This window comes from Moraxella sp. CTOTU48268, from assembly GCF_032069585.1.
Taxonomy (GTDB): domain Bacteria; phylum Pseudomonadota; class Gammaproteobacteria; order Pseudomonadales; family Moraxellaceae; genus Faucicola; species Faucicola cinerea.
In genome coordinates this window covers 30,273-57,269 of record NZ_DAMALV010000003.1, presented here as the reverse complement: position 1 = coordinate 57,269, position 26,997 = coordinate 30,273, and the positions used below count along the sequence as shown (strand labels likewise).

Sequence of the window (26,997 nt, the reverse complement as noted above, 5' to 3'; positions counted from 1 at the left end):
TTGATAAACTTTTCGATAGCACATTGACACAGATGGGCAATTCGTGGTTATCTAGCAGAATGAATACAACATAATTGAATTTTTCAACTGATTGGCATATAGGATTTATCAGTGATCAGTATTTTTGATTTATTTAAAATTGGGATTGGACCTTCAAGTTCGCATACGGTCGGACCGATGAAAGCGGCGAATCTGTTCGTTAGCGCATTATCACAGCAGCAGCTACTGACGCAGGTGGATAGGGTGCAAGTTGAGCTGTTTGGTTCACTCGGTGCGACGGGTAAAGGGCACGGTAGTGATATAGCGGTGATGCTAGGTTTGATGGGGGAGCAACCACAGACGACGGATGTCACCGCTATTTCACAAAAAATTGCCGATATCCAAGCGCAAAACACGCTGTGTCTAAATCAGCAGCATGAGATTAACTTTGTTGCTGACAAAGATTTAATCCTAAATGGTAGGGTATCGCTGCCCCATCATCCAAATGCTTTGACTATCACTGCTTTTACAGGCAATGACATTGTTTACCAAAATACTTATTATTCAATCGGCGGCGGGTTTGTGCAGACCGAGCAAGAAGCCCAAGCAAAAGAACCGGTAATTGAAAGCGTCAAAAAACCGGTACCTTATCCCTTTAACAACGCCAAAGAATTATTACAAATTTGCCAACACCATCAACTGTCAATCGCTCAGGTCGTCCGAGCCAATGAACTGGCTAACTTGAGTGAAGATGAGCTGCTGGGTGGGCTTAATGACATTTGGCAAGTCATGCAAGACTGTGTCAATGATGGTTGTCGCCACGATGGTATTTTGCCAGGGGGCTTACAAGTACAGCGCCGCGCCAAGGCGATTTATCAGCAGTTATCCGCTGCCGATAGCCGAAAAGCGTTTAATGATGCCCTTGCCGTGATGGATTGGGTGAATCTGTATGCCTTGGCAGTTAATGAAGAAAACGCCAGTGGCGGACGTGTGGTAACTGCACCCACCAATGGTGCGGCAGGCGTGATACCTGCGGTCATGCATTATTATCGAGATTTTTGTCCAAGTTATACGCTGCAAGGTTTGCATGATTTTCTACTAACCGCTGCGGCGATTGGCATCATTATCAAAGAAAATGCCAGCATCTCAGGCGCAGAAGTGGGCTGTCAAGGGGAAGTCGGATCGGCGTGTGCGATGGCGGCGGCAGGGTTAACCTATGTGCTTGGCGGTAGTCCTGCCCAATGTGCCAACGCTGCCGAAATTGGCATCGAACATCACCTTGGTATGACGTGTGACCCGATTGCGGGATTGGTGCAAGTGCCTTGTATCGAACGCAATGCCATGGCGGCAGTAAAAGCGATTAATGCCTCAAGGCTTGCGCTTAAAGGCAATGGGCAGCATGTGGTATCGCTTGATAAAGCCATCAAAACCATGAAAGAGACAGGCAGAGATATGATGTCAAAATATAAAGAAACCGCAATGGGCGGGCTTGCTATCAATGTCCTAGATGAGGATTTTGCCGCCCAGTCAAATCTGATTCCGACGCTGGATGTGACGGTCAATTACAGTCAGTGTTAGAGCTACAATAAAAAAACCGATTCGCCAAGGAATCGGTTTTTCTGTGCTTATCAATCAATCGCAGGCTGATAATCCCCTGTGATAATACGGTCTTTGATGTCATCGGCTTGTGCCAACACTTGAGCCAATAAGGCTTTGACATTGTCAAGCGTGGCGATGGGGCTTAACGTGGTCATTTTAAGCGATTGCACATCTTGGTGAGCATCCCCTTGCTTTTGGTAACTGACGCGCGTCACGCCGATGTTGGCTTCACCTTTGGCAAATAGCTCATCGGCGACATTTTGGTTCAAGCTATCAATCAACTCAGTAGGGTAGTCTTTGGGTACCACGCGAAATAGCACGGAGGCAAACTGTGGCTCTACCAACAACTCAAGCCCATCAGTGGCTTTGATATAGTCAGCGACTTCGCGGGTCAAATCAACGCCATGGTCAATCATCGAGCCATATAATTCTTCGCCCAAGGCTTCCACCGTCAGCCATAATTTTAGCGCATCAAAACGGCGCGTCGTCTGTAGCGACTTAGAGACTAGGTTGGGTACGCCATGTTCTTCGTCATACGCAGAGTTCAAATACTCAGCTTCATAATGCATGAAGCGATAGTTAGCTTCATCTTTGAGCAGAAATGCCCCGCAAGAGATGCTTTGGAAGTAGTGTTTGTGGAAGTCGAGGGTGATAGAGTCGGCTTGCTCAATACCTGCAAGTTTATCGCGGTAGTTATTCGATAAAATCAGCGCACCGCCCCAAGCGGCATCAATATGAAGCCATGCACCGTACTCATGGGTGAGCTTACGAATCGCAGGGATTGGGTCAATCGCGCCCGCGTCCGTGGTGCCTGCGGTAGCGACCACACAGGCGATGATTTTGCCTTCGGCTTTGAGTTGCGCCATGGTGTGTTCAAGTGCGGCAACATCCATCTGCGCTTGGTCATTGACTGGCACAGTAACCACCGATTGAAAACCCATACCCATCATTGCCATGTTTTTTTGCACGCTAAAATGCGCGTTTTCTGAGCAGATGACTTTCACTTTTTGCATGGCGTCGGCTGGGATACCGTCACGCTGTACTGACCATTCTGACCCATCGTCATTTTTATAGTTTTTAGCGATACACCAATCACGGGCGAGTAACACGCCCATCAAGTTGGATTGGGTACCACCTGAGGTGAATACGCCCGCTTGTCCGCTACCAAAACCGACTTTTTGACGTAGCCAATCAATCAGTTGCACTTCCATCAGTGACCCAGCTGGGCTTTGATCCCAAGAGTCCATCGATTGGTTGGTGGCATTGATCAGCACTTCGGCGATTTGACTGGTCACCATCGTTGGGCAGTGCAAGTGAGCGAGCGAATGGGGGTGATGCACTTTTAGGCTTTTATTAAGGAATAATTCGACTGAACGTTTTAAGGCGTCTTCTAAGCCAAGTCCTTCTTTTGATGGTTGAAAGCTAATGGCAGCACGCAGCTGCTTAATACTACCGCCAGTGTACATTTTGTCGTTTTTGAGCCAGTCGGTGACGGCTTGTACAGCGGTGTTCATATTTTTTTGGTAATCGGCAATGGATTGGCTGTCATTACAAAATAACGCTTGGCGGTGCTGTGATAAGTTTGACATGGTAAGTCCTTGCATTCTTTAAGAGAGAGTTAACTATAAATTGTCATTAAAAAGAGTGATATGAGCAAATGGTTAATTTATTTTACAAAACTACGCTTATACAGTTGATGATTTACAATATTGGCTTTGGCATCGTTTTTATCCCAAATTTGCAGTTCCCAAGGATAATAAAAATTGCTCGCATTTTTAAAATACACATGCACACCGATGTACCCGTCGATATCACGTAAATACCAATTTTTTAGACTGTAATCTGTTTTCCAATCATCCAGTTTTTCCATAATGTCTGTCACATCAGCCGATGGCAAAATTATCCGAGCACCAAAAATATCATTTAAGATATTATTGACCGGGTACTGGTTTTGTCGTGCCAAATAGCGATTGACTTTGTCATAGATACTTTCAGCCGTTTTAACGCGGTAAAAAAAATCGATATTTTGGGTATCGGCAAATGCCAAATAATCATTAATCGCTTCATGCAAATTAAGCCGATATGACAAGATAGGCTCAATAGGGACGGTTTTGAGCGTATGTGATAGATTGATTTTTTGTACCTTGCCTGTTTCGAAATAATCTTGCGAATACTCACCATGAATCCGATTGATTTCTCGAATCAGGCGTTCGGTCTTGGCGATATTGGTTTCCATATTTTACTCAAAATGAAATAAACAGATAATAAAAACGGCAAAGCCACGTCAGTAACTTTACCGTCTTGATAGGCAATAATCAATTACCCACGTACTTTTTGCACGGCTTCAGCCACTGCCTTTTTAAAGCGTTCAAGCACCGCATTACATTCTTCTTGGGTGATGTTAATCGGGCAAAGCAAGCGAATCACTGTACCGCCACGACCGCCTTTTTCCAGCAGTAACTTGTTGTCAAAACACGCTCTTTGAATCGCGTTTGCCATGTCAATATCGGCAGGATACGAGCCGATACGGTCAGCAGGTTTACGCTCATCGACAATCTCAATACCGGTCATCAAGCCGCGACCGCGCACGTTACCGATACAAGGGAATTCTTGGGCGATTTTTTTGAGTTCCTCACGCAAGAATTCACCACGGATGCGCGCATTTTCTGCCAAGTTTTTGCTGCGGATTTCATCCAATACTTGAATCGATGCCGCCATTGCAAGCTGATTGCCACGGAAAGTACCGGTGTGACCGGCTGGTGCCCATGCGTCGAATTTTTTGTTGATGGCAAGTACGCATAGTGGCAAACCACCCCCGACCGCTTTACTCATCACCACCACGTCAGGCACGATGTCGGCATGTTCGAAGGCAAACATTTTGCCTGAGCGCGCAAACCCAGCTTGCACTTCATCCAAAATCAATACGATATCGTGTTTGGCCGTCACTTCACGGATTTTTTGTAGCCATTTTTTGGGCGCAGGCACGACACCGCCTTCCCCTTGAATCGCTTCTAGGATGACCGCTGCAGGTTTGACCACGCCGCTTTCAACATCTTCAATAAAGTTTTCAAAGTAGTAAGTCAGCGCATCAACGCCCGCTTCACCACCAAGCCCAAGTGGGCAGCGGTATTCATGCGGATAGGGCATAAACTGTACCCCTGGCATCAAATTGCCCACTTTCTCTTTGGCAGACAAATTGCCAGTCATGGCAAGCGCGCCATGGGTCATACCGTGATAACCACCGCTAAATGCGATAACGTTGTCACGCCCTGTATAAGTTTTTGCTAATTTAATTGCCGCTTCTGTACCGTCAGCACCGGTCGGACCGCAAAATTGCAATACAAAATCTTTTGGAAAAAAAGACAGCAAGGATTCGGTAAATGCATCTTTGACAGGTGTGGTGATATCTAGGGTGTGCAGTGGCAGACCGCTTTCTAACACATCGTATAAGGCTTGTTTGACGGCTGGGTGATTGTGACCCAAGGCTAATGTACCAGCACCGGCTAGGCAATCAAGGTAATCATTGCCTTCAACATCGGTGACCCAAATACCTTGGGCTTTAGCTATAGCTAGCGGTAGTTTGCGGGGATAACTACGAACATTAGATTCCATCGTGTTTTGACGAGTTAAGTAATATTCGTTAGTGGCATGAGAAATAGGGTGTACAGGGGTGTGAACGCTCATATCGGATTACCATCTCAGATAAGGGTTTAAGAAAATTTGCTTGTGGCTATCTTTCTCGAACTTGTGAATAAAATATCAGTCAGGATGACTGACACCAAAACAAAAACGTTATACCGCAAAACCCCAAAATGCCATGACACTGCACCCAAGACCTAACAATATAACGTTCAAAATTTATGGGGGCATAATACCCTTTTTTTGTGAAAAATAAAGTCTTTTTTGCAAAAAATCGCATGAATCCTCCAAAGTGATAACACAGGCTGTATTTTGCGATGGCAAAAGCAAAAAATCACGGTAAGCGGTAAGCGGTAAGCGGTGAGCAATGAGCGGCACAAAACTATGAAGCAGTGTGGAAAGTTTGATAATCGTTGATAGTCTATACGGTATATAAAACTCTGCAGTCACAATTTCAGTCACGATAATGATAAAAAAATTACCTAGTTAATACCATGTTAATGAATTATTTGGTACAAAATAGCCAAGTGTCAACAAGGCTAACAACATCAAAATTTTATAAAAGCTAAATACTGCTTATTGAGAGTTTTACACGAATAAACATACAAAAGCTGATTAAAAAAATATAATAAAATAAAGTCAATTACCTAGCAAAATACACTGGCAAAAAAACTAGTAAAAAAATTACCAAAAGAAACTGCCAAAAAAAATTGCCAAAAAAACAGGATGGCGACATACGCAAAAATGACAAACCCTTCTAATGTTAGCATCATCCTTGCGTAGGCAAGGCGTAGCGAATTTTTAGAAATAAGTTTGATAACAGGCGTCAATACTAGATAACACACTTACCAATAAACCCATAACAACTAGACGAGAAGCAGCTTTATGCCACAATCCTTAACACTTACTATCAATCAGCAACAACATACTTTGACGAATCTAGATGTACGCACCACGGTACTAGATGTCTGTCGCAATCATCTTGGCTTGACTGGCAGCAAAAAAGGCTGTGACCACGGTCAGTGTGGCGCATGTACCATGCTGATTAATGGTCAGCGGGTCAACAGCTGTCTGACCCTAGCGGTCATGCACGAGGGCGATAACATCGAGACCATTGAAGGCATTGGCTCACCTGAAGCGCTTGACCCGATTCAACAAGCGTTTTTGGAACATGACGCCTTTCAATGTGGCTATTGTACCCCTGGGCAAATTTGCTCGACCAAAGCGATGATTGAAGAGTTACGCCAAAACTGGGCAAGTCATGTGTCAGCTGATTTGATGCAGCCTTTATCAAACGATACAGCGCAATTTAAGCAACAATTAGATAAAGAAATCTCTGAGCGTATGAGCGGTAATATTTGTCGCTGCTCGGCATATCCCAACATCGTGCGAGCTATTAAACAAGTATTACAAGAAACAGGTTTTTCGGCAGAGACAGATAAGGTGACCGCTCAGACAGCAGCTACTCAGGCTACAGGAGTGTCGCTATGAAAACGTTTGATTATCAGCGCGCCAACTCGGTGGATGACGCAATCAAAATAGCCACTTTAGCTGAGGGGCATTTGGCTGAGGCGCAGCGTCCGTTTTTTATCGCTGGGGGTACCAATTTACTTGACTTGATGAAACTCGAAATCGAACAGCCAACACAGCTGATTGATATTTCACGTTTGCCGCTTAATACAATTGAAGCCACGCCAGGAGGTGGGTTAAAAATCGGCGCTATGGTCAGTAACAGTGAATTAGCGGCTCACCCTGTTATTCGTCAAGATTATGCGGTGCTTGCCCGTGCCTTGTTATCGGGTGCATCGCCGCAACTGCGTAACAAAGCCAGTACCGGTGGCAATCTACTACAGCGTACCCGTTGTTACTATTTTTATCAGCCTGATAGTCCGTGTAATAAGCGTGAGCCCAATTCTGGCTGCGGGGCAAAAGCAGGTCTTCATCAGAATTTGGCAATTTTAGGCACAAGCGAGCAGTGTATTGCCACCCATCCATCAGATATGGCGGTGGCAATGCGATTACTCGATGCCGTCATTGTTATCCAGCAAGCCGACGGGCAAACCCGCCAAGTGCCTATCGCTGAATTTTATCGCTTACCTGAGCAAACCCCACATATTGAAACTTGCTTAAATCTAGGTGATTTGATTACCCATATCATTCTACCGCCACCCTTAAAAGGCGTGCATAGCTATGACAAAGTGCGTGACCGTGCCTCATATGCCTTTGCTTTGGTGTCCGTCGCTGCCGTGATTGAGCATGATAATGATACACTCACCAATGTGCGACTTGCATTTGGCGGTATTGGCAGTCAGCCATGGCGAAATGACGAAATTGAAAAAATACTGATTGGTAGCACGGGCGATGCCGTGAGTATTGAGCTTGCGGTGGCAACCCTATTCAAAGAAGCAAAAACCGATGAACAAACCGAATACAAGACCGTGCTAGTACAACGTCTTTTACACCATGTTGTGCAGCGTGCGTTACAACAACCCAATCAATCAAGTCCTTTAAGTAGTGGAGTGAGTGCATGAGCCTAACACAAATTTTTGGCGAATCGCCCCTTGAAAAAAAACTGATCATGGACAAGCCTGTCGAGTCACGGCTAGATACGACCGATAGCAAGCTCGTTGGCAAACCACTGAGCCGTATTGAAGGACACCTAAAAGTCGCAGGCAAAGCCACGTATACTGCTGAGCACCAATTTGACGACTTGTGTCATGGGGTGATGGTCGGCGCAACCATTGGTAAAGGCAAGGTAAAAAAAGTACATAAAGATACCGCCTTACAAGTTGCAGGTGTGATTGGGGTGTTTCATGACCCGCTGTTTTTACGCAACCCGCAACAAGGGGGTGTCAAAATGGCGCCTGTGCAAGGCGCAAGTGAAGTTTTTTATCATGGACAGCCGATTGCTTTGGTGGTCGCAGAAACCCTAGAAGCGGCTCAAGAAGGCGCGAAGGCGTTACAAATTGACTATGAAAATGATGAAAAACATGGGCATTTTGACTTTAACAAGCAAAAAAAGCATACCCAATTTATTGATTGGGTAACCGATAAAAGTGACGACATTGGCAAACCTGAAAAAACGCTTGAGCAAGCAGAGGTCAAAGTCGATGTGATTTATACCACACCTAGCCAAAGTAACATGCCGATGGAGCCGCACAGTTCGTTGGCGCGTTGGTTTGAGGGTAAGCTAACCCTTCATACTTCTAACCAAATGCTTGCCTCTTCCAAAATACAACTTGCCAAAGCCTTAGATATGCCCGAAGACGATGTCCGTTTGCTATCGCCATATGTTGGTGGCGGGTTTGGCTCAAAACTCGGTATTTCACCAGAGTCGGTGATGGCAGCCATTGCGGCTAAAGAATTAAAACGCCCCGTACTTGTGAACATGACCCGACCGCAAGTCATGGAAACTACCGTGAGACGCACCAACACCGAACAACGGGTGGCATTGGGGGCGGATAAAGATGGTAAAATCCATACCATTATTCATAATAGCATTGTCACCAATTTACCGTCAGAAACGTTTTTTGAGCCAGTGGCGGTCTCTACCCACTTTTTGTATGGCGGTGACAATCGCCAAATCAAATACGAAATGGCGCGCATGAATTTTACCTTAACAGGTTCTATGCGTGCCCCTGGCGAAGCGGTGGGTCAGTTGGCACTCGAATGTGCCGTGGACGAACTGGCGCATACACTGAAGCTGTGCCCAATCGAACTGCGAAAACGCAATGAACCGAGCGAAGACCCAAGCAAAAAAATTCCCTACAGCACCCGAAAATTGCTGGCGTGTATGGAGCAAGGGGCAAAAGCCTTTGGGTGGGATAAACGCCCACAAACGCCCGCGAGTCGCCTTGAGGGTGATTGGCTAATTGGCTATGGGATGGCGTGCGCCGCGCGTAGCAACGAATTAAAACCCTCACAAGCCCGTGTGAGTCTGTTACCCTCTGACAAACCGCTTGGGGTCTTGGCTCGTATCGAAACTGACATGACTGATATCGGTACAGGTAGCTATACTATTTTTGCGCAAGTGGTTGCCGATATGCTAGGCTTACCGATTGACCACGTCGAGGTCAAACTTGGTGATACCGATCTGCCGCCTGCTGCAGGTTCAGGCGGTAGCTGGGGAGCTTCAAGCGCTGGTAGTTCTATTTATCTGGCGTGTGAAGCGCTACGAGAAAAGATTGCCCAGAGTGTGGGGCTGCATGCCGATAGCATTGGCTTTAAACAAGGCAATCTATATAGACAATTTGAGCATGACCCTAGCCTAGCTGAAAAAATTGGCGAAAAAATTAACCATATGTTAACTGATACGTTGGATAAACTAGCAGAAAAAACAGGGCTTAGTGCCGAGGTCTCTGTAGACAATCTTGATAATGGATTCGATTGGGAACAAGGCGATACCCAGTTATCGCTGAGCAGTTTTTTGCAGCAATATGCCCCTCATGGCTTGGTAGCTAATGGTGAAATCGAACCTGGTAAAACCAAAAAAGAATACCGTCATGCAGGCTATGGCGCACAGTTCGCTGAAGTCGGGGTACACCGGGTAACCGGTGAAATTCGGGTTCGCCGTATGCTAGGCACATTTGCCGCAGGGCGTATCTTAAATGAAAAAACGGCACGCTCGCAGTGCTTTGGTGGTATGGTTTTTGGTATAGGGGCTGCCTTGATGGAGCAAATTCACCATGACAAACGTGATGGTCGTCTATGTAATCACGATTTAGCCGAATATCAAGTGTGTGTGAATGCTGATGTGCCTGACTTAGAGGTAATAATGTTACCCGAAACTGACCCTTATGCCAATCCGCTCCACAGCAAGGGCATAGGTGAATTGGCATTATCAGGGGCAGGGGCAGCCATTGCCAATGCGATTTTTAATGCCACAGGGGTTAGAGTACGAGACTATCCCATTACCTTGGATAAACTGCTGTACCAGTTGCCATTACTATAATCGGGTACACTGTCATTTGCTATGAACCACTTGTTTGATATTTTTGATACCCTTGAGCAGTTGTCGCCTAACAGTGAGGCGGTACTAGCCACCGTGGTGAGTGTCGAAGGGTCAGCCTATCGGCAACCTGGCGCCAGAATGTTGATTTTAGCCGATGGTCAATCTATAGGTATGGTGAGTGGCGGTTGTCTTGAAAAACACTTGGTTCAGCGAGCTTTTTGGCTCACCCGGCATGGGGCAACGCTCAAAACCTATCATACCGCAACCGATAGCCAGTTATCACAAGATGAGGTAGCTGATGACAGTGATGAGCAAGAAGGCTTTGGGCTTGGCTGTCAAGGCGTCATTCAAGTATTATTTGAACGTCTGGTTTTGAATGAGCAATCTGTATTATTTGCCTGTTTTCAGCGCTTAAAACAGACAAAACAGCCACAAACACTGGCTACAGTTATCACCTCAAACTCAGATGAGTTTGTGGTTGGACAGCATCTGCCTTTGACTCAGTTGTCGCAATTGGGTCAGCAAGATTGGCAATTGGTTAATCAAGTCGCTGCCAGCCGTAAAAGTCGCTTTATGTTGCATGTGTATCAAAAACAATCGCAACAACTGAGCATCTTTGTAGAAACGCTACAACCACCGCTACAATTATTAATTTTTGGCGCGGGACAAGATTGTTTACCTTTGATGACCATGGCAAATTTGCAAGGCTGGCAGGTGACGGTGATTGATAGTCGTTTGGATGTCATTGCCCGTTATCGCGGGCAGGCTCACGCCAATTTTGTGCAGATTGCCCTTGATGAGGCTGAGTCTGTGCAGACTTTTTTTGAGTCACCGCAGCCGACCGCTGTGGTGATAATGACCCATAGTCTGAGTCAAGATAGAGTATGGCTCAGCCAAGCTTTTAAAGCACAAAATTCGCCTTTTTTTATTGGGCAATTAGGGCCCACATATCGCACTGAGCAGTTGCTTAGTGAGATTGACGATGGTTATCAACTGGTGAAATCTGCTAATTTGTTCTATCCTGTGGGTTTAGCGCTCGGTGGGGATACGCCCGAAGCGGTGGCTTTATCTATCACTGCCCAAATTCAACAGGTATATCATGAGCGTCACGCCTAGCAATTTAACCGTGGTGATTTTGGCGGCAGGATTGAGCCAGCGTCTTGGTTTTGCCAAGCAGCTGATTGTAAAAAATCATCAAACCTTGCTGGCTGAAAAAATTCAACTGGCACGCCAATTGCAGCCTTATCAAGTGTTGGTGGTTTTGCCAAAACTTGATAACCCAATATCTAAAGCGTTATACAATGAAGTTGCACCATTTGCCGTCACAGTCGTTGATAATCCAACGCCGCAAACAGGGATGGCGCAATCGATTCAGTATGCAATGACAACATTACAACAACAGTCAGTAAGTGCTACGATGCGGATTTTGTTTTTGACTGTTGATCAAGTGGCGATAACCCTCGATGATTTGAGGCTATTAAGCCAAAATGTTGAGGACCATCAGCTGATTGTGAGTGAGTATGGTGATAACAATCAACCAATTTGGGGGATTCCCGTCAATTTACCTTGGGGTTTTTTGCGAGCATTTGGGCATCAGTTGCAAGGCGATAAAGGTTTTCGGGCGTTATGGCAACATCAAACTGCTATCGTTTCGCCCACCGATGGTACGGTTTATCAGCTTTATCCAATACCGTTGCCGCATTTAAGCCAAGATATTGATACCTTAGAACAATTTGAGCAGCTAAAAACAGCCTATCACCTTTTGCCGCCGACCCAACACTTTAATTGAGACAACCTGATGATTTCTGTCAATGAACTAAAACAAGCGATTAATGAGCGCCTAGAGAACTATTTAACGTCGCGTCTGGGCGAAGTAAAGACAATAACAATGGGTTTGTTAGACGCGCAAAACCACATTTTAGCCCAAGATATTGCCGCATCCTTTGATATTCCCCGCCAAAATCTATCATCCATGGATGGTTTTGCGATAGCTACGGGTAGCCATCTTGACCACGATAGCCAACTTGAAATCATCGGTGAATCGGGGGCGGGTAAACCTTTTAACGGTCGTTTGCGACCCAATCAAGGCGTGCGAATTTTTACCGGCGCGGTGGTGCCAAATGACTGCGACACGGTAGTGATGCAGGAAGACACCAACCTTAGCGACATTCAGCCCAGTTTGGATAACAGCCAAGCCTATCACATTCGCTTGACCCAAACCGCTAAAGTGGGCGCAAATATTCGCCGCCAAGGCGAGGAAGTGCAAGCAGGCGAAACCGTTTTAACGATTGGTAAACGCCTAAACCCCACCGATATCAGCTTACTTGCCAATTTAGGCGTGGATAGCGTTCCGGTATTTCAGCCACTCACGGTTGGCATTATTGCCACCGGTGATGAGCTGGTGGACGTGGGGCAGCCGCTGGCAACGCTCGCCCAAATTTATAATTCCAACACGCCCACGCTAAAAGCGTTATTAAAGCAGTTGCCGATTGCGATTCAAGATTATGGCATTGTCCCTGACAACCTTGAAACCACTCGCCGCACTGTTCAGCAAGCGATAGCCGAATGTGATGTGATTATTTCTACTGCGGGTGTATCGGTGGGCGATTATGATTTTTTAACCCAAGTTATTCAGGCGCTTGGCAAAATTCACCATTACAAAGTGGCGATGAAACCAGGTAAACCTTTTATATTTGGGGAATTTGAGCAAGATAAAAAAACGGTCATGTATTTTGGGTTACCCGGCAATCCGCTATCTACCGTGGTATGCTGCCTTAATTTTGTCAAACCTGCGCTATGGCAACTATCGGGCGCGATACAATCAGATATCCCAAAACCGCTGCAACTGTTTGCCAAAACTACCCATGACATAAAAAAGCGAGCAGGACGCCAAGATTACCAGCGAGCGGTTTTTTGCCAACATGAAGACGGCAGTTTTAGCGTAACCCCTTTATCTGCCCAAGACTCCCACCGTGTAAAACAGCTTAGCCACGCCAATTGCTTGCTTGTATTACCCCAAGACAATGCAGGGGTAAAAGCAGGCGAAATAGTGACAGTGCAGCCGTTTAGTTGGAACTTTAGCTAACGATGACTTCGCAACATTCTTCATTAAATTTGGTGGACAATTTTCATCGCCAGTTAAGCTATTTACGCCTGTCGATTACCGATTTTTGCAACTTTCGCTGTCATTACTGTCTGCCCAATGGCTATACTGCCAACGCGGGTAAACGCCCTGACAACGAGCTTTCTGTATCCGAAATCGATGTTTTAATACAAGCCTTTGCCAAACTAGGTACCACCAAAGTGCGGCTGACGGGGGGTGAGCCATCGATTCGACAAGATTTACCGCGCATCATCGAACTTGCCAAACAGACCCAAGGCATCCAAACAGTAGCGGTTAGCTCCAACGGCTATCGGCTTGCCAAGCATTTATCCGACTGGCAAACGGCAGGGCTAAATCAGCTTAACATTAGTATCGACAGCTTTGACCCCGCCATTTTTAAACAAATCACCGGCTTTGATATATTGCCAACGCTGTTACAAGACATCGATAAATTGCTAGCAACTACCGATATTAAGCTAAAACTCAACGGTATTTTGATGGCAGACACCGCCTTTGATAACTTGCAATCCGTATTAAGTTTTGTCAAAAATCGCCCTGTCACTTACCGTTTTATTGAGTTTATGCAAACCTCGGATAATAAAGCTTTATTTTTTGCCCAACATAGCAGTGGTCAGCGTATCAAAGATTTTTTATTACAAAATGGTTGGCAATCCCAACGTCGAGCAAGCGATGCAGGCCCTGCGATTGAATATCGCCATGCCGATTATGTCGGTGGCATTGGGCTGATTGAGCCTTATGCCCCGCAGTTCTGCGACAGTTGCAATCGCCTGCGAGTGAGTAGCCAAGGCAAAGTACATTTGTGTTTGTTTGATAATGGCAGTTATGATGTGCGAGGGTTTTTGGCAAATGGCGATGTCGATGGATTGGTTCATGCCTTGCAAAGTTTAATGCCGATTAAGCCCGAGCATCATTTACTCAAGCAAAACGACAGTGGTATCATGGCGAATTTGTCGATGATTGGCGGTTAATCGATGGCGGCTTTTTTGAAAATATAAAATAGGCAAATTTAAGAAAAATTTACTCATCCAAGTTCAGCTTGATAAGCGTATACGTTGATATAATTTTGTGCCACATTTGAGGGGTGAAAATCCAAAACATGACAACACAATTAACTCCCTTAGACCTGACACATTTAGACGCACGCGGCGATATCGCCATGGTCGATGTGTCGGGCAAAGCGATAACCCAACGCACCGCCACCGCCGTAGGGCAAGTCATTTTCCCTAGCGACAGTTACCAAGTGATAAAATCCGCCGATGGTATCACCAAAAAAGGTTCAATCACCCAGACCGCGCATATCGCAGGGGTCATGGCAAGCAAACGCACCCACGAGCTGATTCCGCTTTGCCACCAGCTGCCACTCGATGGGGTAAAAATCGGCTTTGAGTATGATGATAACAACTGCTCAATCCACGTCACTGCCACTGTCAAAGTCACCCACAAAACAGGCGTGGAAATGGAAGCCTTAACCGCTGTGTCGGTGGCTTGCCTAACGATTTACGACATGACCAAAGCATTATCTCACGACATCACCATCAGCGATATCAAGTTACTCACCAAAACAGGGGGCAAATCCGACTATGCCAACACCTAGCGCGTCTGAGAAAAATTTAGCCATCTTATACTTTGCAAGCCTTGCTGAACAAGCAGGGAAAGACGAAGAAACGATCCGCTTTGACGGTGATAACTTGACCGAGCTTTACCAAACGTTAAGCGCACAATACGGTTTTAAACTCGCCCAAACCAAACTTGCTGTGGCAATCAATCACCATATTACCAACTGGCAAACGCCGCTTCAAGATGGTGATATCGTCGCCTTTATTCCGCCTGTAGCAGGTGGTTGAATATCACGTACGCCCTTTAAACAATATAGAGAAAACCATGAATGCATTGCATAAAGGCTCATCCACCATTAGCATCAGTGAAGACCAAGCCTACCAAACCGTGATTACTAGCGGCTTTGCGTTAATTGACCGAGCCATTGACGACAGACGGCTTAAACACACCTTAATGAGCGATACTTGCGGGGCGTTAGCGACATTTGAAGGCTGGGTACGTAATCACAATAACGCTCGCCCTGTTAGCAAACTCACTTATTACGGCTACGAGCAACTGGCACTCAATCAAGGCAAAAAACTGGTTGAACAAGCCAAAGCCCAGTTTGATATCGAAAACGCCATTGCCATACACCGTGTTGGCGACCTTGCGATTGGTGAGATGGCGGTGTGGATTGGGGTGGTGGCTGCCCACCGTTATCCTGCATTTGATGCGTGTCGTTGGCTACTAGATGCGATTAAAGCGGATATTCCTGTGTGGAAACAAGAATTTTATGCCGACAGCACTGAGAGTCTGTGGCTTTCTAATAATGGTTAATACTCTAGTAATGGTTAACAAGCAATGACAACTACCCTATTAAGCGTGCTGTTTTTTATTTCTGCCTTGCTCTATTCATCAGTCGGGCATGGCGGTGCATCGGGCTATCTTGCGATGATGGGGTTAGTCGGCGTTGCGCCAAGTATGATGAAACCTACTGCGCTATGTCTTAATATTTTGGTGTCCATCATTGCATTTTGGCGATTTTATTCCGCAAAAAACTTTTCTTGGCAAATTTTTATTCCCCTTGCTATTACCGCGGTACCGATGGCGTTTATCGGGGGAATGACCCATTTACCCAGTCATTTATATAAGCCGATTGTTGGGATGGTACTGATTTTTTCGGCTATTTATTCATTTATCTTTGCCAAAAAACTCACCAGCGAGCAACCATTAAAACAGGTGTCAAAATGGATTTTGGCAATCGTGGGGGCGGTTTTAGGGTTGCTTTCGGGATTGACGGGAGTGGGCGGTGGTGTGTTTTTAAGTCCAATTTTATTGTTTAACCGTTGGGCAAGCCCTAAAGTTGTCGCAGGTGTAGCGTCGGGGTTTATTTTGGTGAATTCAATTTCAGGCTTGTTTGGTGTGTTATCGACAGGGGCGAAACTGCCAAATCAACTACCAATTTGGCTTGTAGCGGTTTGTGTAGGGGGTTTTATTGGCGCAACTTATGGTAGCAAACGCCTTGCCGACCCCATGCTCAATAAATTATTATCTCTGGTGTTAGTCATTGCAGGGCTGAAAATGTTGGCAAATTTTTAATGCTTAGGTAGATACCAACCGATGCATCTAGTACCAACTTAAAAAATGCAGTGAATTGCAGCATTCACTCATGCCACTGCTTGAACCATAAAAAAAACCCATTGCAGGAGGTGAGCAATGGGCTGAGGAAAAGCACAAGTAAGTGTTAAAAGTCTGAAAATTTTTCACAATAAACGCGGTTTATCAAAATTTTCCAATCACTGTATGATAAAAAATTGATAAAAAAATTCGCAAATTAATACGTTATGACTGATGAATTGGGTACAAAGCATTCAAATTTCAATAAACCTGACAACAGCAAAATTTGCTAATAGCGAAATAAGTCTTATTGTTATTATTATTTCGTTGTCGGACGTTATCATAGCAATAAAAGTCTAAATTTTTGACTGTCTAATTACACCCTGTTACTTTTGAAGTGTTTTTTATACAATGACATATTTAGTAAAAAATACCATAAAATCAATAGGGTAAGCCGGTTTAATTGTTGAAAAGTATGACAAAAACAAGCACTATTGGCAAAAAATAATGACATTACTTTGAGAACCGTTATAATTATTTCAACTAAAATTAGCGTTACGCCGCGCCCTACAACAATAATGAACGAAAAATCCCATGACCGATAAGCCAGTGACCGACGAGACAGCCAACCCCCCTGTTGCCTCGGGCAGTATTTTTAACTTGCCCAACAACTTGACCATTGCGCGCATCGTGATGATTCCACTGTTTGTGGCGATTGCTTATTGGCCACCTGCGATGGGGATTGGACAGAGCGCCATTAGTGATAATGCAATTGCCAACATCGGTATGTATCAGTTTAGCGATAGCCTTCTACGCCACTTTTTATTGACGGCTGTATTTATTTTGGCGGCAATTACCGATTGGTTAGATGGCTACTTTGCCCGCAAGCTCAATATGACATCGGCATTTGGGCGGTTTCTTGACCCTGTGGCAGATAAATTGATGGTTGCGGCCGCGCTAATTATTTTGGTGCAGTGGCATCCTGATATTGTCATGGCGATTTCAGCGATTGTTATCATCTCACGTGAGATTGCTGTCTCTGCCTTGCGTGAGTGGATGGCAGAGCTGGGCAATCGTACCAGCGTTGCAGTGTCATATGTGGGCAAAATGAAAACCACTTTTCAAATGGTGGCAATTACGGTGTTACTACTTAATTGGGAGTCGCTTGAGATGACGGGGTATTTACTATTGGTCATTTCAGTGGTGTTGACGTTATGGTCAATGTTTATTTATCTAAAAGCGGCATGGCCCTATCTAAAACAGCCTTAATTGATAACTTTAAAAAAAGCTAATGACTTTAAAAAAGCTGATGACGTTAAAAAAACGGATTATGTTAAAATAATTTTTAGCTAAAAACTTCCCATAAAAAACCCCAGTTAAAAAACTGGGGTGATATTTTTTTAAAGCCAATAATTAAAAGGTCACTGAATGGTTTTCACCCAGATTTTCTGCGGTTTTACCTTCTTGGACAGCCGCGGATACCATCTTAAACATATTCACCACCGTGTTACCGCTTAGCCAATACTGCGCGCCGTTACATTCAACACAAATCACTTGCACATTAGGATCTTCTTTGCCTTTTTCATAGAACGCTGCATAGACTGGACTCCAAAGCTCATCTAGTTTGGCTTTGTCATTAACTAGCTTAGCCGTACCGTTGATAGATACAAAGTCTTTTTGGTCGCTTGAGGTATAAGATAAGTTGACTTGTGGGTTTTTTTCCAAGTCTTTGATAGTTTCTGACTTGCGATCGCCGATGAACCAAATTTTACCATTTTCTAATTCATTTTTGTTGGTGGTCATTGGGCACGCATGTAAATGTTTTTCGTCTGCAGTAATGGTGGTCATCATTGCATATTTGACGCCTTTAATCACTTTATTAATATTTTAAATATGTTGCTCTTTGGTGAGATCTGCCATGAGAAGGTCCTTGTTATTATATGGTTATTATACGTCTCAAAGTTAATACTAAAAAATTTATTGCTAACTGGTTAAAAAGTTACGTCAAAACTGGGTTAAAGTCATTAACTTGGACGATAATATCGGCTTTGGCTGTTTAAATCTGTCGAAAAGCTGCAAATAATTGGTATAAAACCGTTAATGATGTTATCGCAAGGTAACGCAATTGAAAGGCACTTTAGAAAAAACACATCGTGAAATGACAGTCTATCACCATCAAGACAAGTGATACGCCCGTGGGTTTAATGCTATAATAGCCGCAAATTTTTCTGTTATTTTCCCAACTTTTCCCGAAGCAAGCGGAACTTTCTATGACTATCATCGCTGGACACCCATTTTTAACCGATTTTCAAACCACCAAACTGCTAAATTCCCTTAGCCAAAAAACCAATCTCAAAATCACTCACTTAAAAAGCCAGCAAGTTTATATTTTTTCTAAAGATTTGGCAGAACACGATTATAGAAAAGCGGTAGATTTGCTCAATCATGGTGACGAAATCGCGCTCAATCAAGCAAGCCCAGATGAAAACCAAGGTGAGAATCAAAATGAAAACCAAGAGGCGCTGCAAATTATCGTCAGCCCACGTTTTGGTACAATTAGCCCTTGGGCAAGTAAAGCGACGGACATTTTTAACAATTGTGAGATAGCGATTGAACGTGTTGAGCGCTTGGTGGTGTATACGCTCATAGGCGAAAATTTGCCTGAAAAGCTACCGCATGATATCGAGATGATGTTGTACGACCGCATGACCCAAAGCCTATTTTATGATTTGGCAAAGGCTCAGCACTTATTCGATGACCACGAGCCAGCACCGCTCAACCATGTCGATGTGATGGGCAAAGGGCGTGAAGCGTTAGAGTCCGCCAACCGTGAGTTCGGTTTTGCGTTATCGAGCCAAGATATTGACTACTTGATGGATGCCTATGTTAATGCGCTGAAGCGCAATCCGACCGATGTTGAGCTCATGATGTTTGCCCAAGCCAACTCGGAGCATTGCCGCCACAAGATTTTTAACGCGCAATGGACGATTGATGGGGAAGTACAGCCAAAATCCTTGTTTAGCATGATTAAAAATACCTTCGAGCAAAATCCCAACGATATTTTATCCGCTTATAAAGACAATGCTGCGGTGGTCAAAGGACATGACGGACAGCGTTTTTATCCGCTTTTAAACACTCAAAATAACCACTTGGAATACGATTTTCACCAAGAGCCGATTGATATTTTGATGAAAGTAGAAACCCACAATCACCCCACGGCGATTGCCCCGTATTCGGGAGCGGCGACAGGCTCAGGCGGGGAAATCCGTGACGAAGGGGCGACAGGGCGGGGCGGTAAGCCAAAAGCAGGCTTGGCAGGCTTTCATGTGTCGCATTTGCAGTTGCCCGACATGCCCGAAAAATGGGAAAAGGCAGGGCAAGTCTCGACCGCTGACTATGGCAAACCAGAGCGTATGGCGTCTGCTTTGCAAATCATGACCGAAGCCCCGCTGGGCAGTGCGGCATTTTCTAATGAATTTGGTCGTCCCAATTTGGTCGGTTATTTCCGCTCATTTCAGCTTGACACCTCCGCCGAACAAGACGGTAGCCAAATGCGTGGCTATCACAAACCCATTATGATTGCAGGCGGTTATGGCAATATCAAACGCAATTTGGTCGAGAAAAATCCGATTCAACAAGGCGACTTGCTGATTGTGCTCGGTGGTCCTGCCATGCAAATCGGCTTGGGCGGTGGGGCGGCAAGTTCGGTGGATAGTGGTGAGCTTGATGAAGGCTTGGACTTTGCTTCGGTGCAACGAGACAATGCCGAAATGGAACGTCGCTGTCAAGAAGTCATTGACCGCTGCTGGGCAATGGCAGGAAACCAGCCAGATGAAGATAACAATCCGATTGTGTCGATTCATGACGTGGGGGCAGGGGGTTTGTCAAACGCCATGCCTGAGCTTGTGAATGACCATGAACTTGGTGCGGTGTTAAACTTGCGTAAAGTGCCGTCGCTTGAGCATGGCATGTCGCCAATGGCGATTTGGTCAAATGAAGCCCAAGAGCGCTATGTGTTGGCAATCCGTCCACAGAGCCGTGAACTATTTGATAGTATCTGTGAGCGCGAGCGTTGCCCGTATGCGATTTTGGGTGAAGCGACTGACGTGCGTGAGTTGGTGGTCAATGACCCACTACTGAACAACAAAGGTGACCAACAGCCTGTCGATATGCCACTACAAGTGCTACTCGGTGGCACGCCAAAAATGCAGCGTAGCTTTAGTCGTAGCACGCCAGATTTGACAGCGTTAAATCTTGATAAAGTCGATTTGGCTGAAGCGGTCAAAGACGTGCTGCGTCATCCAACGGTTGCCAGTAAATCTTTCTTAATCAGCATTGGCGACCGTTCTATCACGGGTATGGTAGTACGTGACCAATATGTTGGACGTTACCAAGTGCCAGTGGCGGACTGTGCTGTTACCGCTTCTGCTCTCATCCCTGTCGATGGCAAACCGATGACAGGCGAGGCCATGAGTATGGGCGAGCGTACCCCAGTTGCTTTGATTAATCCTGCCGCATCTGCGCGCCTTGCCGTTGCCGAAGCCATTACCAATATCGCAGGGGCAAATATCGCCAAGCTATCAGATATTACCTTGTCGGCGAACTGGATGGCAGCCTGTGGTGAAGATAAAGAAGACCAAGCGTTGTTTGATGCAGTGTATGCCGTGGGCGAAGCACTTTGTCCGGCACTTGGCATTGCCATTCCTGTGGGTAAAGACAGCTTGTCGATGCGGGCGAATTGGTCAGATGAGCAAGCAAACAAGTCTGTGGTGTCACCGATGTCGCTGATTATCACTGCCTTTGCCCCTGTGCAAGATGTCACCAAGACCTTAACCCCAGAATTGCTAACCAGCTCAGCGCTTGGCGAAACCGCTTTTTATCGTTTAGACTTATCAAAAGGTCAGTTCCGCTTAGGTGGCTCAATCCTTGCCCAAACCCTAAGCCAACTGGGCGATACTTGCCCAGACCTAGATAATCCGCAAGATTTAATCAACTTTTTTAACTTTATCCAGCAAGCTAACAACCAAGGCTTAATCACGGCATATCATGACATTGGTGATGGCGGTTTGCTTGCCACCATCGCTGAGATGCAATTCACCAGTCGTCAAGGCGTGAAATTGGTGTTATCTGATGACAATTTGCTCGGTCAGTTGTTCGCTGAGGAACTCGGTGCGGTGATTCAAGTCAAAACCCATCAGGTGGCTCAGTTGTTAGCGCTTGCCGAAACCACAGGCGTCAGCGAGTTGTTAAGCTTAATCGGTCAAAGCACCGATGAAGACAGTTTACTCATCCAAACCGCCACGCAAAATTTACGTTTTGAGCGTAGCGAGCTTGAGCAAGAATGGAGCAAAGTGGGCTACCATATCGCCAAAAACCGTGACAACCCCGAATGCGTACAACAAGCATTTGATTTGATTGGTGATAAATCCCATCAAGGTCTAATCGCCCAAGCCAATTATGATCTCAACCAAGCGATTGAAGCCCCCTATATCAATAGCCGCAGCGTACAGCCCAAAGTCGCTATTTTGCGTGAGCAAGGCGTGAATGGTCAGCTAGAAATGGCGGCAGGCTTTAAACGCGCAGGGCTAGAAGCCGTCGATGTGCATATGAGTGATTTGCTCAAAGGGCGTGTCAACTTGCGTGACTTTGATGGGCTCGTGGCTTGCGGCGGCTTTAGTTATGGCGATGTGCTTGGCGCTGGCGCTGGCTGGGCGAAATCGGTACTGTTCCATGACGAACTACGCATGCAATTTGTGCGATTCTTTAACCGACCAGAAACCTTCTCGCTTGGCGTGTGTAACGGCTGTCAGATGATGAGCCAGCTTAAAGATTTGATACCAGGCGCAGAGAATTTCCCCCGTTTTATCGCCAATAAATCAGCACGGTTTGAAGCGCGCACAGTGAATGTGAAAATTGAACGTACCAAGTCGGTGCTGTTAAAAGGTATGCAAGAGAGCATTCTACCGATTGCGGTGGCACATGGCGAAGGCTTTGCAACGTTGAGCGATACCGATATCGCAGGGATGAGCGCACATGGGCAAATTGTGATGCGTTATGTGGACAGTCTCGGCACACCAACCGAGCATTATCCGCTCAATCCAAATGGCTCACCGCAAGGGGTGACAGGGATTTGTAGTACCGATGGGCGTGTGACCTTGATGATGCCACACCCAGAGCGCAATTTGATGGCATATAACCACAGCTGGAAACCTGAAGCTTGGGACAATGACGGGGCGTGGATGCGGATGTTTAGAAATGCTCGGGCATTCTTAAGATAAAAGTTAACATAGTTGATTTTTTTATAAAAGGATGGCAAAAGCTATCCTTTTTTAATGACTAACCTAACTCATCTACAGTAATAAAGGCTGGGTAACAAAGGCTCTCACGATGAAAGCCTTGGCTCGGTCAAAAACTAGCAACAATTTACAAACAATAAACGATAACAAGGGAAAGGTATATGTTATAATAACTTAATCCTACATAGACTAAGTTAAGTTTCATTAACAATGCCTTGTAAGTCCACACAACTCTTATAATATATCGAGGAAAACCCCATGAATAGCAAACTTTTAGCCACTACCGCTATCACAGCGTTGTTAGCCACACAATTTGCCAATGCAGAATTGGTTATCTCGCAAAACGATGAAACGCAAAAAGTTGGTGAAACCGCGGCTCAACCCGCAGTGACCACAAAAGCGCCTAAAACCGCCAAAGTAGAAAAAGTTAAGCCAAGCAACATCACCAGCTACAAGCTAGACCCAAACCACGCCAATGTACGTTTTGCGATTGATCACTTCGGTACAACGACCAACCAAGGTGGTTTCTACGGCGTAACGGGTGACTTGAATTATAACCCAGCCAAAAATACAGGCAGCATCAACGTTGACATTCCTGTCAATAGTCTTGACACGGGTAACGAACATTTTACCAACCATTTAAAATCAGCTGAATTCTTTAACGCTGAAAAATACCCAACGGCTAATTTTAAATCAACCAAATTCCATTTCAAAAATGGCAAAGTAACGAAAGTTGACGGTAACTTGACGCTATTGGGCAAAACCAACCCAGTCAGCCTAAAAGCCACTAAATTCAACTGCTACAACAGCCCAATGCTGAAAAATGCGCAAGTATGTGGAGGTGATTTTGAGACTACCATTGACCGCACCAAATGGGGCATGGATACCTATGTCAAAATGGGTTTTGCTAAAGACGTCAAACTCAATATCCAAGTTGAAGCGGTACAACAATAAGCTTGCTTAGCGTTACCCAAAAGCCAATGTTAACGCATTGGCTTTTTTACGTTTTTACGATAGATAATTTCACAAATGCTGAACTTTGCCAACACTCTTTGCACAGCTTGATGCAATTGATAAGTTAAAATGTTCAAACTCATGCAATTTTTAACGACTAATAATAAGGAAAGTTGATGACAGATAAAACTAACAACTTAGGGACACTTACCAAACTTGCAGGCATGGCAACCACTGCCATTTTGACCAAAAAAGCCTTGGCTAAAACTTTTAGCTTAGGCGCAAAAGCAGTAAGCAAAGAAATCGTCAAATCTGATTCAATCAACTATAAACTCGACCCGATGCACACCAATGTGCGATTTAGCATTGACCATTTTGGTACCTCGACCAATCATGGTGGGTTTTATGGCTTGGAAGGTGACATGGTATTTGACCCCGACAATCAAACAGGACAAATTGACCTTGATATTCCGTTGGAAAAATTGCAAACAGGTCATAAAGCGTTTGATGAACACTTAAAAAGTAAAGACTTTTTTAATGCAGATAAATATCCAACTGCCCACTTTACCTCTACCAAATTTATCTTTAAAAAGGGTAAATTACACCAAATTAAAGGCAATTTAACTTTGCTCAAAAAAACTCGCCCTATTACGTTGACAGCGAGCAAATTTAATAGCTATCCAAGTCCGTTACTCATGGCATATGTGTACGGTGGTGATTTTGAAACCACGATTGACCGTACCGATTGGGGGATTGATGGTTATGTCAAAATGGGTGTGAGTAAAAAGGTGAAATTAGTCATTCAAATTGAAGCTGCCCAGCAATAATTTTTTAGCGAATAATGAAAGTAATCAAAAAGATCAGCGTTGGCTGGTCTTTTTTTATGGCACGCTGATTGCAAATTTTTAACTATTCAATTTTTAGCTATTCGTTTTTTAACTATTCGATATTTAACTATTCTAAGCCGCTAAGCCGACTTTAATAAGTCTGCGATTTGATACAAAACCATACAGCACTATACAAAACGTAAATTTACAGTATCCGCACATAGCTTCATAATTTTCAAAAACCTAAACATCGCTTTATTTAATTTATTTTTGAGGAAAACTTATGAAATCATTCAATACCACAGTAAAAAACACCTTATTAGCCGCAGCCTTGGTGGTGGGTTCTGCCAATCTGACCGGTTGTGGTTATAACTCTATGCAAGCGCAAGATGAGCAAATCAACGCCTCATGGTCAGAAGTAGTCAACCAATACCAGCGCCGTGCTGACTTGATTCCAAACTTGGTCAAAGTCGTTGAGCGTTATGCCCAGCATGAACAAGCGACCTTAACACAGGTCACACAAGCGCGTTCACAAGCAACGACTATCAATGTGAGTGCCGATGTACTCAATGACCCAGCGGCTTTTCAACGCTATCAACAAGCGCAAGATCAATTGGGCAGTGCGTTATCGCGCTTAATGGCAGTGTCAGAGCGCTATCCTGATCTAAAAGCGGACAAACAATTCCAAGAGTTACAAGCACAGCTTGAAGGCACCGAAAACCGCATTACCGTGGCACGTGGTCGTTATATCCAAGACGTTCAAACTTATAACACTACTGTACGCCAATTCCCAACCAATGTCACCGCAAAAGTGTTTGGTATGCATACCCGTCCAAACTTTACCGTGGCCAATGAGGCGCAAATCTCCACTGCACCAACCGTTGATTTTGGCAATAACAATACCAACACCGCAAATGCAGGCGGTCAGCCCGTGCAAAACAGTGGTAACACTGCCAATGCCGGTGGTCAGCCTGTAAATAATTCGGCTACTGCGACAGCGAAACCCTAATTCACCATTGTTAACTGTATGGTTAAAAGTTAAGAAGATTTTTTTAAATAGTCTGCTATCAGTCGGTGGCAGGCTCATTGAATAAGATTTGCATAAATTGTCAGACTGATTTTCTAATTTTTTAAAATAGTTGTTGAATTGACGACATCATAATAAAAAAATTGCCTACTTTAAGGAAACACAGGTGTCATTGAATATTGTACAGACACAGCCCAATTTACAGCGCTCCCATAAACAGCCGCAAAAATTGTCGTCTCGTTTGTTAGCCAAGCGGTTGCTATTAAGTACCTTTACTGCACTGACCATGGGCATTGGGCTTGCAATACCTATGGCAGCCGTCGCAGAAACCGCCACAGCGACAGCCAATTCCGCAACCGTTACCGCTAAGCCCACATTACAAGATCATAGTGTTGAGGACATGGTTGCGATTGCCAAAACCGCACAAACCAATGAAGCGCTCAATGATGCTGTACTCAATAATGATGCAATTAAAGAGACGTTAGGCAATGATGCGCTGCCGATACCAGGTAGCACCCAAGCAACTGGCAATCAGGCAACAGCTACCGCCAATGCCCAAACGACTACGATACCTAAAAAGTCAACCCAAGCCCCTGTCGCCGCTGATAAACTAATCCTAAATAACCCTGTCATTGATGAAGCAAAAATTCTATCTGCCAGTGATAAACAAGCGATTGAAACCAAACTGCGTAGTCTTAATGACCGCGGCTTGGCGCAAGCAGCCGTGGTCATTGTACCAACCACCAATGGCGAGGATATTTTTGACTATTCAATGAAAGTTGCTGATCGCTGGAAACTGGGCAAAAAAGACACCGATCAGGGGCTGTTGATGGTTGTGGCCGTCAATGACCGTAAAATGTATATTTTAACGGGCTATGGTCTTGAAGGTACCATTCCAGATGCCGTCGCTAAACGCATTATTAGCGATGACATAACCCCAAGATTTAAACAAGGCGATTATGCCGGGGGTATCACATCGGGGATTAATCGCATTGAAGAACGCTTGACGACCGATCCTGCTATTTTAAAGCAAGCGGATGCCAATCGAGTCAATACCAATAGCAATGCCCAGTCAAATCAAGAGGGCGGTATACCGCTTATTTTCCTAGGCTTTTTTGGCTTTGTCGCTGGCATGATTTTGACCAGTATATTAGGGCGGTTTTTTGGTTCGATTGCTACGGCAGGTGGCATTGTAACGCTTGGTACAATCTTTGGCGCAGGTTTACTGGGTAGTATATTTGTGGCATTTATTGTCTTTTTATTCTTGCTATTTCGAGGTGGCGGTGGTGGTCGCGGGGGTAGAGGTGGCGGTGAAGTTGTTTTCCTACCGGGTGGTGGCTTTGGCGGCGGTGGATTTGGTGGTGGCGGCTTTGGCGGTGGTGGATTTAGTGGCGGCGGTGGCGGCTTTGGCGGCGGCGGCGCTGGTGGCGATTGGTAATCAGTAGTCA

General features: G+C 45.1%; 21 protein-coding genes and 1 pseudogene. 18 read left to right on the top strand and 4 right to left on the bottom strand.

The features are described from left to right. Nucleotides 1–111 precede the first annotated feature (111 nt). Complete coding sequence (locus RT143_RS01635) at nucleotides 112–1,557, top strand: L-serine ammonia-lyase (protein ID WP_313090725.1); 1,446 nt, start codon at nucleotides 112–114, stop codon at nucleotides 1,555–1,557. A gap of 50 nt (nucleotides 1,558–1,607) precedes the next feature. Here the strand turns inward: RT143_RS01635 and RT143_RS01630 are convergent, their stop codons facing one another. From RT143_RS01630 to RT143_RS01620, 3 genes are all read right to left on the bottom strand, one after another. Beyond that, entirely contained in the window at nucleotides 1,608–3,167 is a 1,560-nt protein-coding gene (locus RT143_RS01630; RefSeq protein ID WP_313090723.1) for a pyridoxal phosphate-dependent decarboxylase family protein, read from the bottom strand. 77 nt (nucleotides 3,168–3,244) lie between these two features. After that, the gene (locus RT143_RS01625; RefSeq protein WP_313090722.1) at nucleotides 3,245–3,814 is read right to left on the bottom strand and encodes a nucleotidyltransferase family protein; all 570 of its coding nucleotides are present in this window, start codon (nucleotides 3,812–3,814) and stop codon (nucleotides 3,245–3,247) included. Nucleotides 3,815–3,897: 83 nt separating this feature from the next. Next, nucleotides 3,898–5,262: a diaminobutyrate--2-oxoglutarate transaminase gene (locus RT143_RS01620; protein WP_313090721.1), complete on the bottom strand. Its 1,365-nt coding sequence runs from the start codon at nucleotides 5,260–5,262 to the stop codon at nucleotides 3,898–3,900. Between the two features lie 840 nt (nucleotides 5,263–6,102). On the opposite strand from RT143_RS01620, the gene RT143_RS01615 reads away from it, so the two are divergent. The 12 genes and pseudogenes from RT143_RS01615 to pgsA all read left to right on the top strand — a co-directional run bounded on the left by RT143_RS01615 (nucleotide 6,103) and on the right by pgsA (nucleotide 17,714). Next, complete coding sequence (locus RT143_RS01615; protein ID WP_313090719.1) at nucleotides 6,103–6,708, top strand: 2Fe-2S iron-sulfur cluster-binding protein; 606 nt, start codon at nucleotides 6,103–6,105, stop codon at nucleotides 6,706–6,708. Next, a complete protein-coding gene (locus RT143_RS01610) occupies nucleotides 6,705–7,748 on the top strand; it encodes an FAD binding domain-containing protein (RefSeq protein ID WP_313090717.1) in 1,044 nt (347 codons plus the stop codon). The genes RT143_RS01615 and RT143_RS01610 overlap by 4 nt, the downstream gene beginning before the upstream one ends. Beyond that, complete coding sequence (locus RT143_RS01605; RefSeq protein WP_313090715.1) at nucleotides 7,745–10,168, top strand: molybdopterin cofactor-binding domain-containing protein; 2,424 nt, start codon at nucleotides 7,745–7,747, stop codon at nucleotides 10,166–10,168. The genes RT143_RS01610 and RT143_RS01605 overlap by 4 nt, the downstream gene beginning before the upstream one ends. 21 nt (nucleotides 10,169–10,189) lie before the next feature. After that, the gene (locus RT143_RS01600) at nucleotides 10,190–11,284 is read left to right on the top strand and encodes an XdhC family protein (RefSeq protein ID WP_313090713.1); all 1,095 of its coding nucleotides are present in this window, start codon (nucleotides 10,190–10,192) and stop codon (nucleotides 11,282–11,284) included. Continuing rightward, nucleotides 11,268–11,957 carry a nucleotidyltransferase family protein gene (locus tag RT143_RS01595; protein WP_313090711.1) on the top strand — a complete coding sequence of 230 codons (690 nt, stop codon included), beginning with the start codon at nucleotides 11,268–11,270 and terminating at the stop codon, nucleotides 11,955–11,957. The genes RT143_RS01600 and RT143_RS01595 overlap by 17 nt, the downstream gene beginning before the upstream one ends. A 9-nt stretch (nucleotides 11,958–11,966) precedes the next feature. Next, nucleotides 11,967–13,253, top strand: a complete 1,287-nt coding sequence (locus RT143_RS01590) for a molybdopterin molybdotransferase MoeA (RefSeq protein ID WP_313090708.1) — start codon at nucleotides 11,967–11,969, stop codon at nucleotides 13,251–13,253. After that, nucleotides 13,253–14,260 (top strand): annotated as a pseudogene (gene moaA / locus RT143_RS01585) (GTP 3',8-cyclase MoaA); the annotation flags it as partial. The gene RT143_RS01590 and the pseudogene moaA, both read left to right, overlap by 1 nt. A gap of 128 nt (nucleotides 14,261–14,388) precedes the next feature. Further along, nucleotides 14,389–14,886 carry a cyclic pyranopterin monophosphate synthase MoaC gene (moaC, locus tag RT143_RS01580; protein WP_313090703.1) on the top strand — a complete coding sequence of 166 codons (498 nt, stop codon included), beginning with the start codon at nucleotides 14,389–14,391 and terminating at the stop codon, nucleotides 14,884–14,886. Then, nucleotides 14,873–15,136, top strand: coding sequence for a molybdopterin converting factor subunit 1 (moaD, locus tag RT143_RS01575; RefSeq protein ID WP_313090701.1), 264 nt, complete (start codon nucleotides 14,873–14,875; stop codon nucleotides 15,134–15,136). Before moaC ends, moaD begins: the two co-directional genes overlap by 14 nt. Nucleotides 15,137–15,173: 37 nt before the next feature. Then, complete coding sequence (locus RT143_RS01570) at nucleotides 15,174–15,665, top strand: molybdenum cofactor biosynthesis protein MoaE (protein WP_065254023.1); 492 nt, start codon at nucleotides 15,174–15,176, stop codon at nucleotides 15,663–15,665. Between the two features lie 24 nt (nucleotides 15,666–15,689). Continuing rightward, nucleotides 15,690–16,427 carry a sulfite exporter TauE/SafE family protein gene (locus RT143_RS01565; protein WP_135889443.1) on the top strand — a complete coding sequence of 246 codons (738 nt, stop codon included), beginning with the start codon at nucleotides 15,690–15,692 and terminating at the stop codon, nucleotides 16,425–16,427. A gap of 612 nt (nucleotides 16,428–17,039) precedes the next feature. Further along, entirely contained in the window at nucleotides 17,040–17,714 is a 675-nt protein-coding gene (pgsA, locus tag RT143_RS01560) for a CDP-diacylglycerol--glycerol-3-phosphate 3-phosphatidyltransferase (protein ID WP_188874815.1), read from the top strand. Between the two features lie 144 nt (nucleotides 17,715–17,858). Here the strand turns inward: pgsA and RT143_RS01555 are convergent, their stop codons facing one another. Continuing rightward, nucleotides 17,859–18,320, bottom strand: coding sequence for a pyridoxamine 5'-phosphate oxidase family protein (locus tag RT143_RS01555; RefSeq protein ID WP_313090699.1), 462 nt, complete (start codon nucleotides 18,318–18,320; stop codon nucleotides 17,859–17,861). Between the two features lie 395 nt (nucleotides 18,321–18,715). Here RT143_RS01555 and purL point away from each other — a divergent pair, with 395 nt between their 5' ends. From purL to RT143_RS01530, 5 genes are all read left to right on the top strand, one after another. After that, entirely contained in the window at nucleotides 18,716–22,723 is a 4,008-nt protein-coding gene (purL, locus tag RT143_RS01550) for a phosphoribosylformylglycinamidine synthase (protein ID WP_313090698.1), read from the top strand. Between the two features lie 276 nt (nucleotides 22,724–22,999). Further along, a complete protein-coding gene (locus tag RT143_RS01545) occupies nucleotides 23,000–23,695 on the top strand; it encodes a YceI family protein (RefSeq protein WP_313090696.1) in 696 nt (231 codons plus the stop codon). Nucleotides 23,696–23,871: 176 nt separating this feature from the next. Beyond that, nucleotides 23,872–24,522 carry a YceI family protein gene (locus tag RT143_RS01540; protein ID WP_313090694.1) on the top strand — a complete coding sequence of 217 codons (651 nt, stop codon included), beginning with the start codon at nucleotides 23,872–23,874 and terminating at the stop codon, nucleotides 24,520–24,522. Between the two features lie 283 nt (nucleotides 24,523–24,805). Beyond that, nucleotides 24,806–25,531 (top strand): LemA family protein, encoded by a 726-nt coding sequence (locus RT143_RS01535; protein ID WP_313090692.1) that lies wholly within the window; start codon nucleotides 24,806–24,808, stop codon nucleotides 25,529–25,531. A gap of 184 nt (nucleotides 25,532–25,715) precedes the next feature. Then, nucleotides 25,716–26,987: a TPM domain-containing protein gene (locus RT143_RS01530; RefSeq protein WP_313090690.1), complete on the top strand. Its 1,272-nt coding sequence runs from the start codon at nucleotides 25,716–25,718 to the stop codon at nucleotides 26,985–26,987. Nucleotides 26,988–26,997 lie beyond the last annotated feature (10 nt).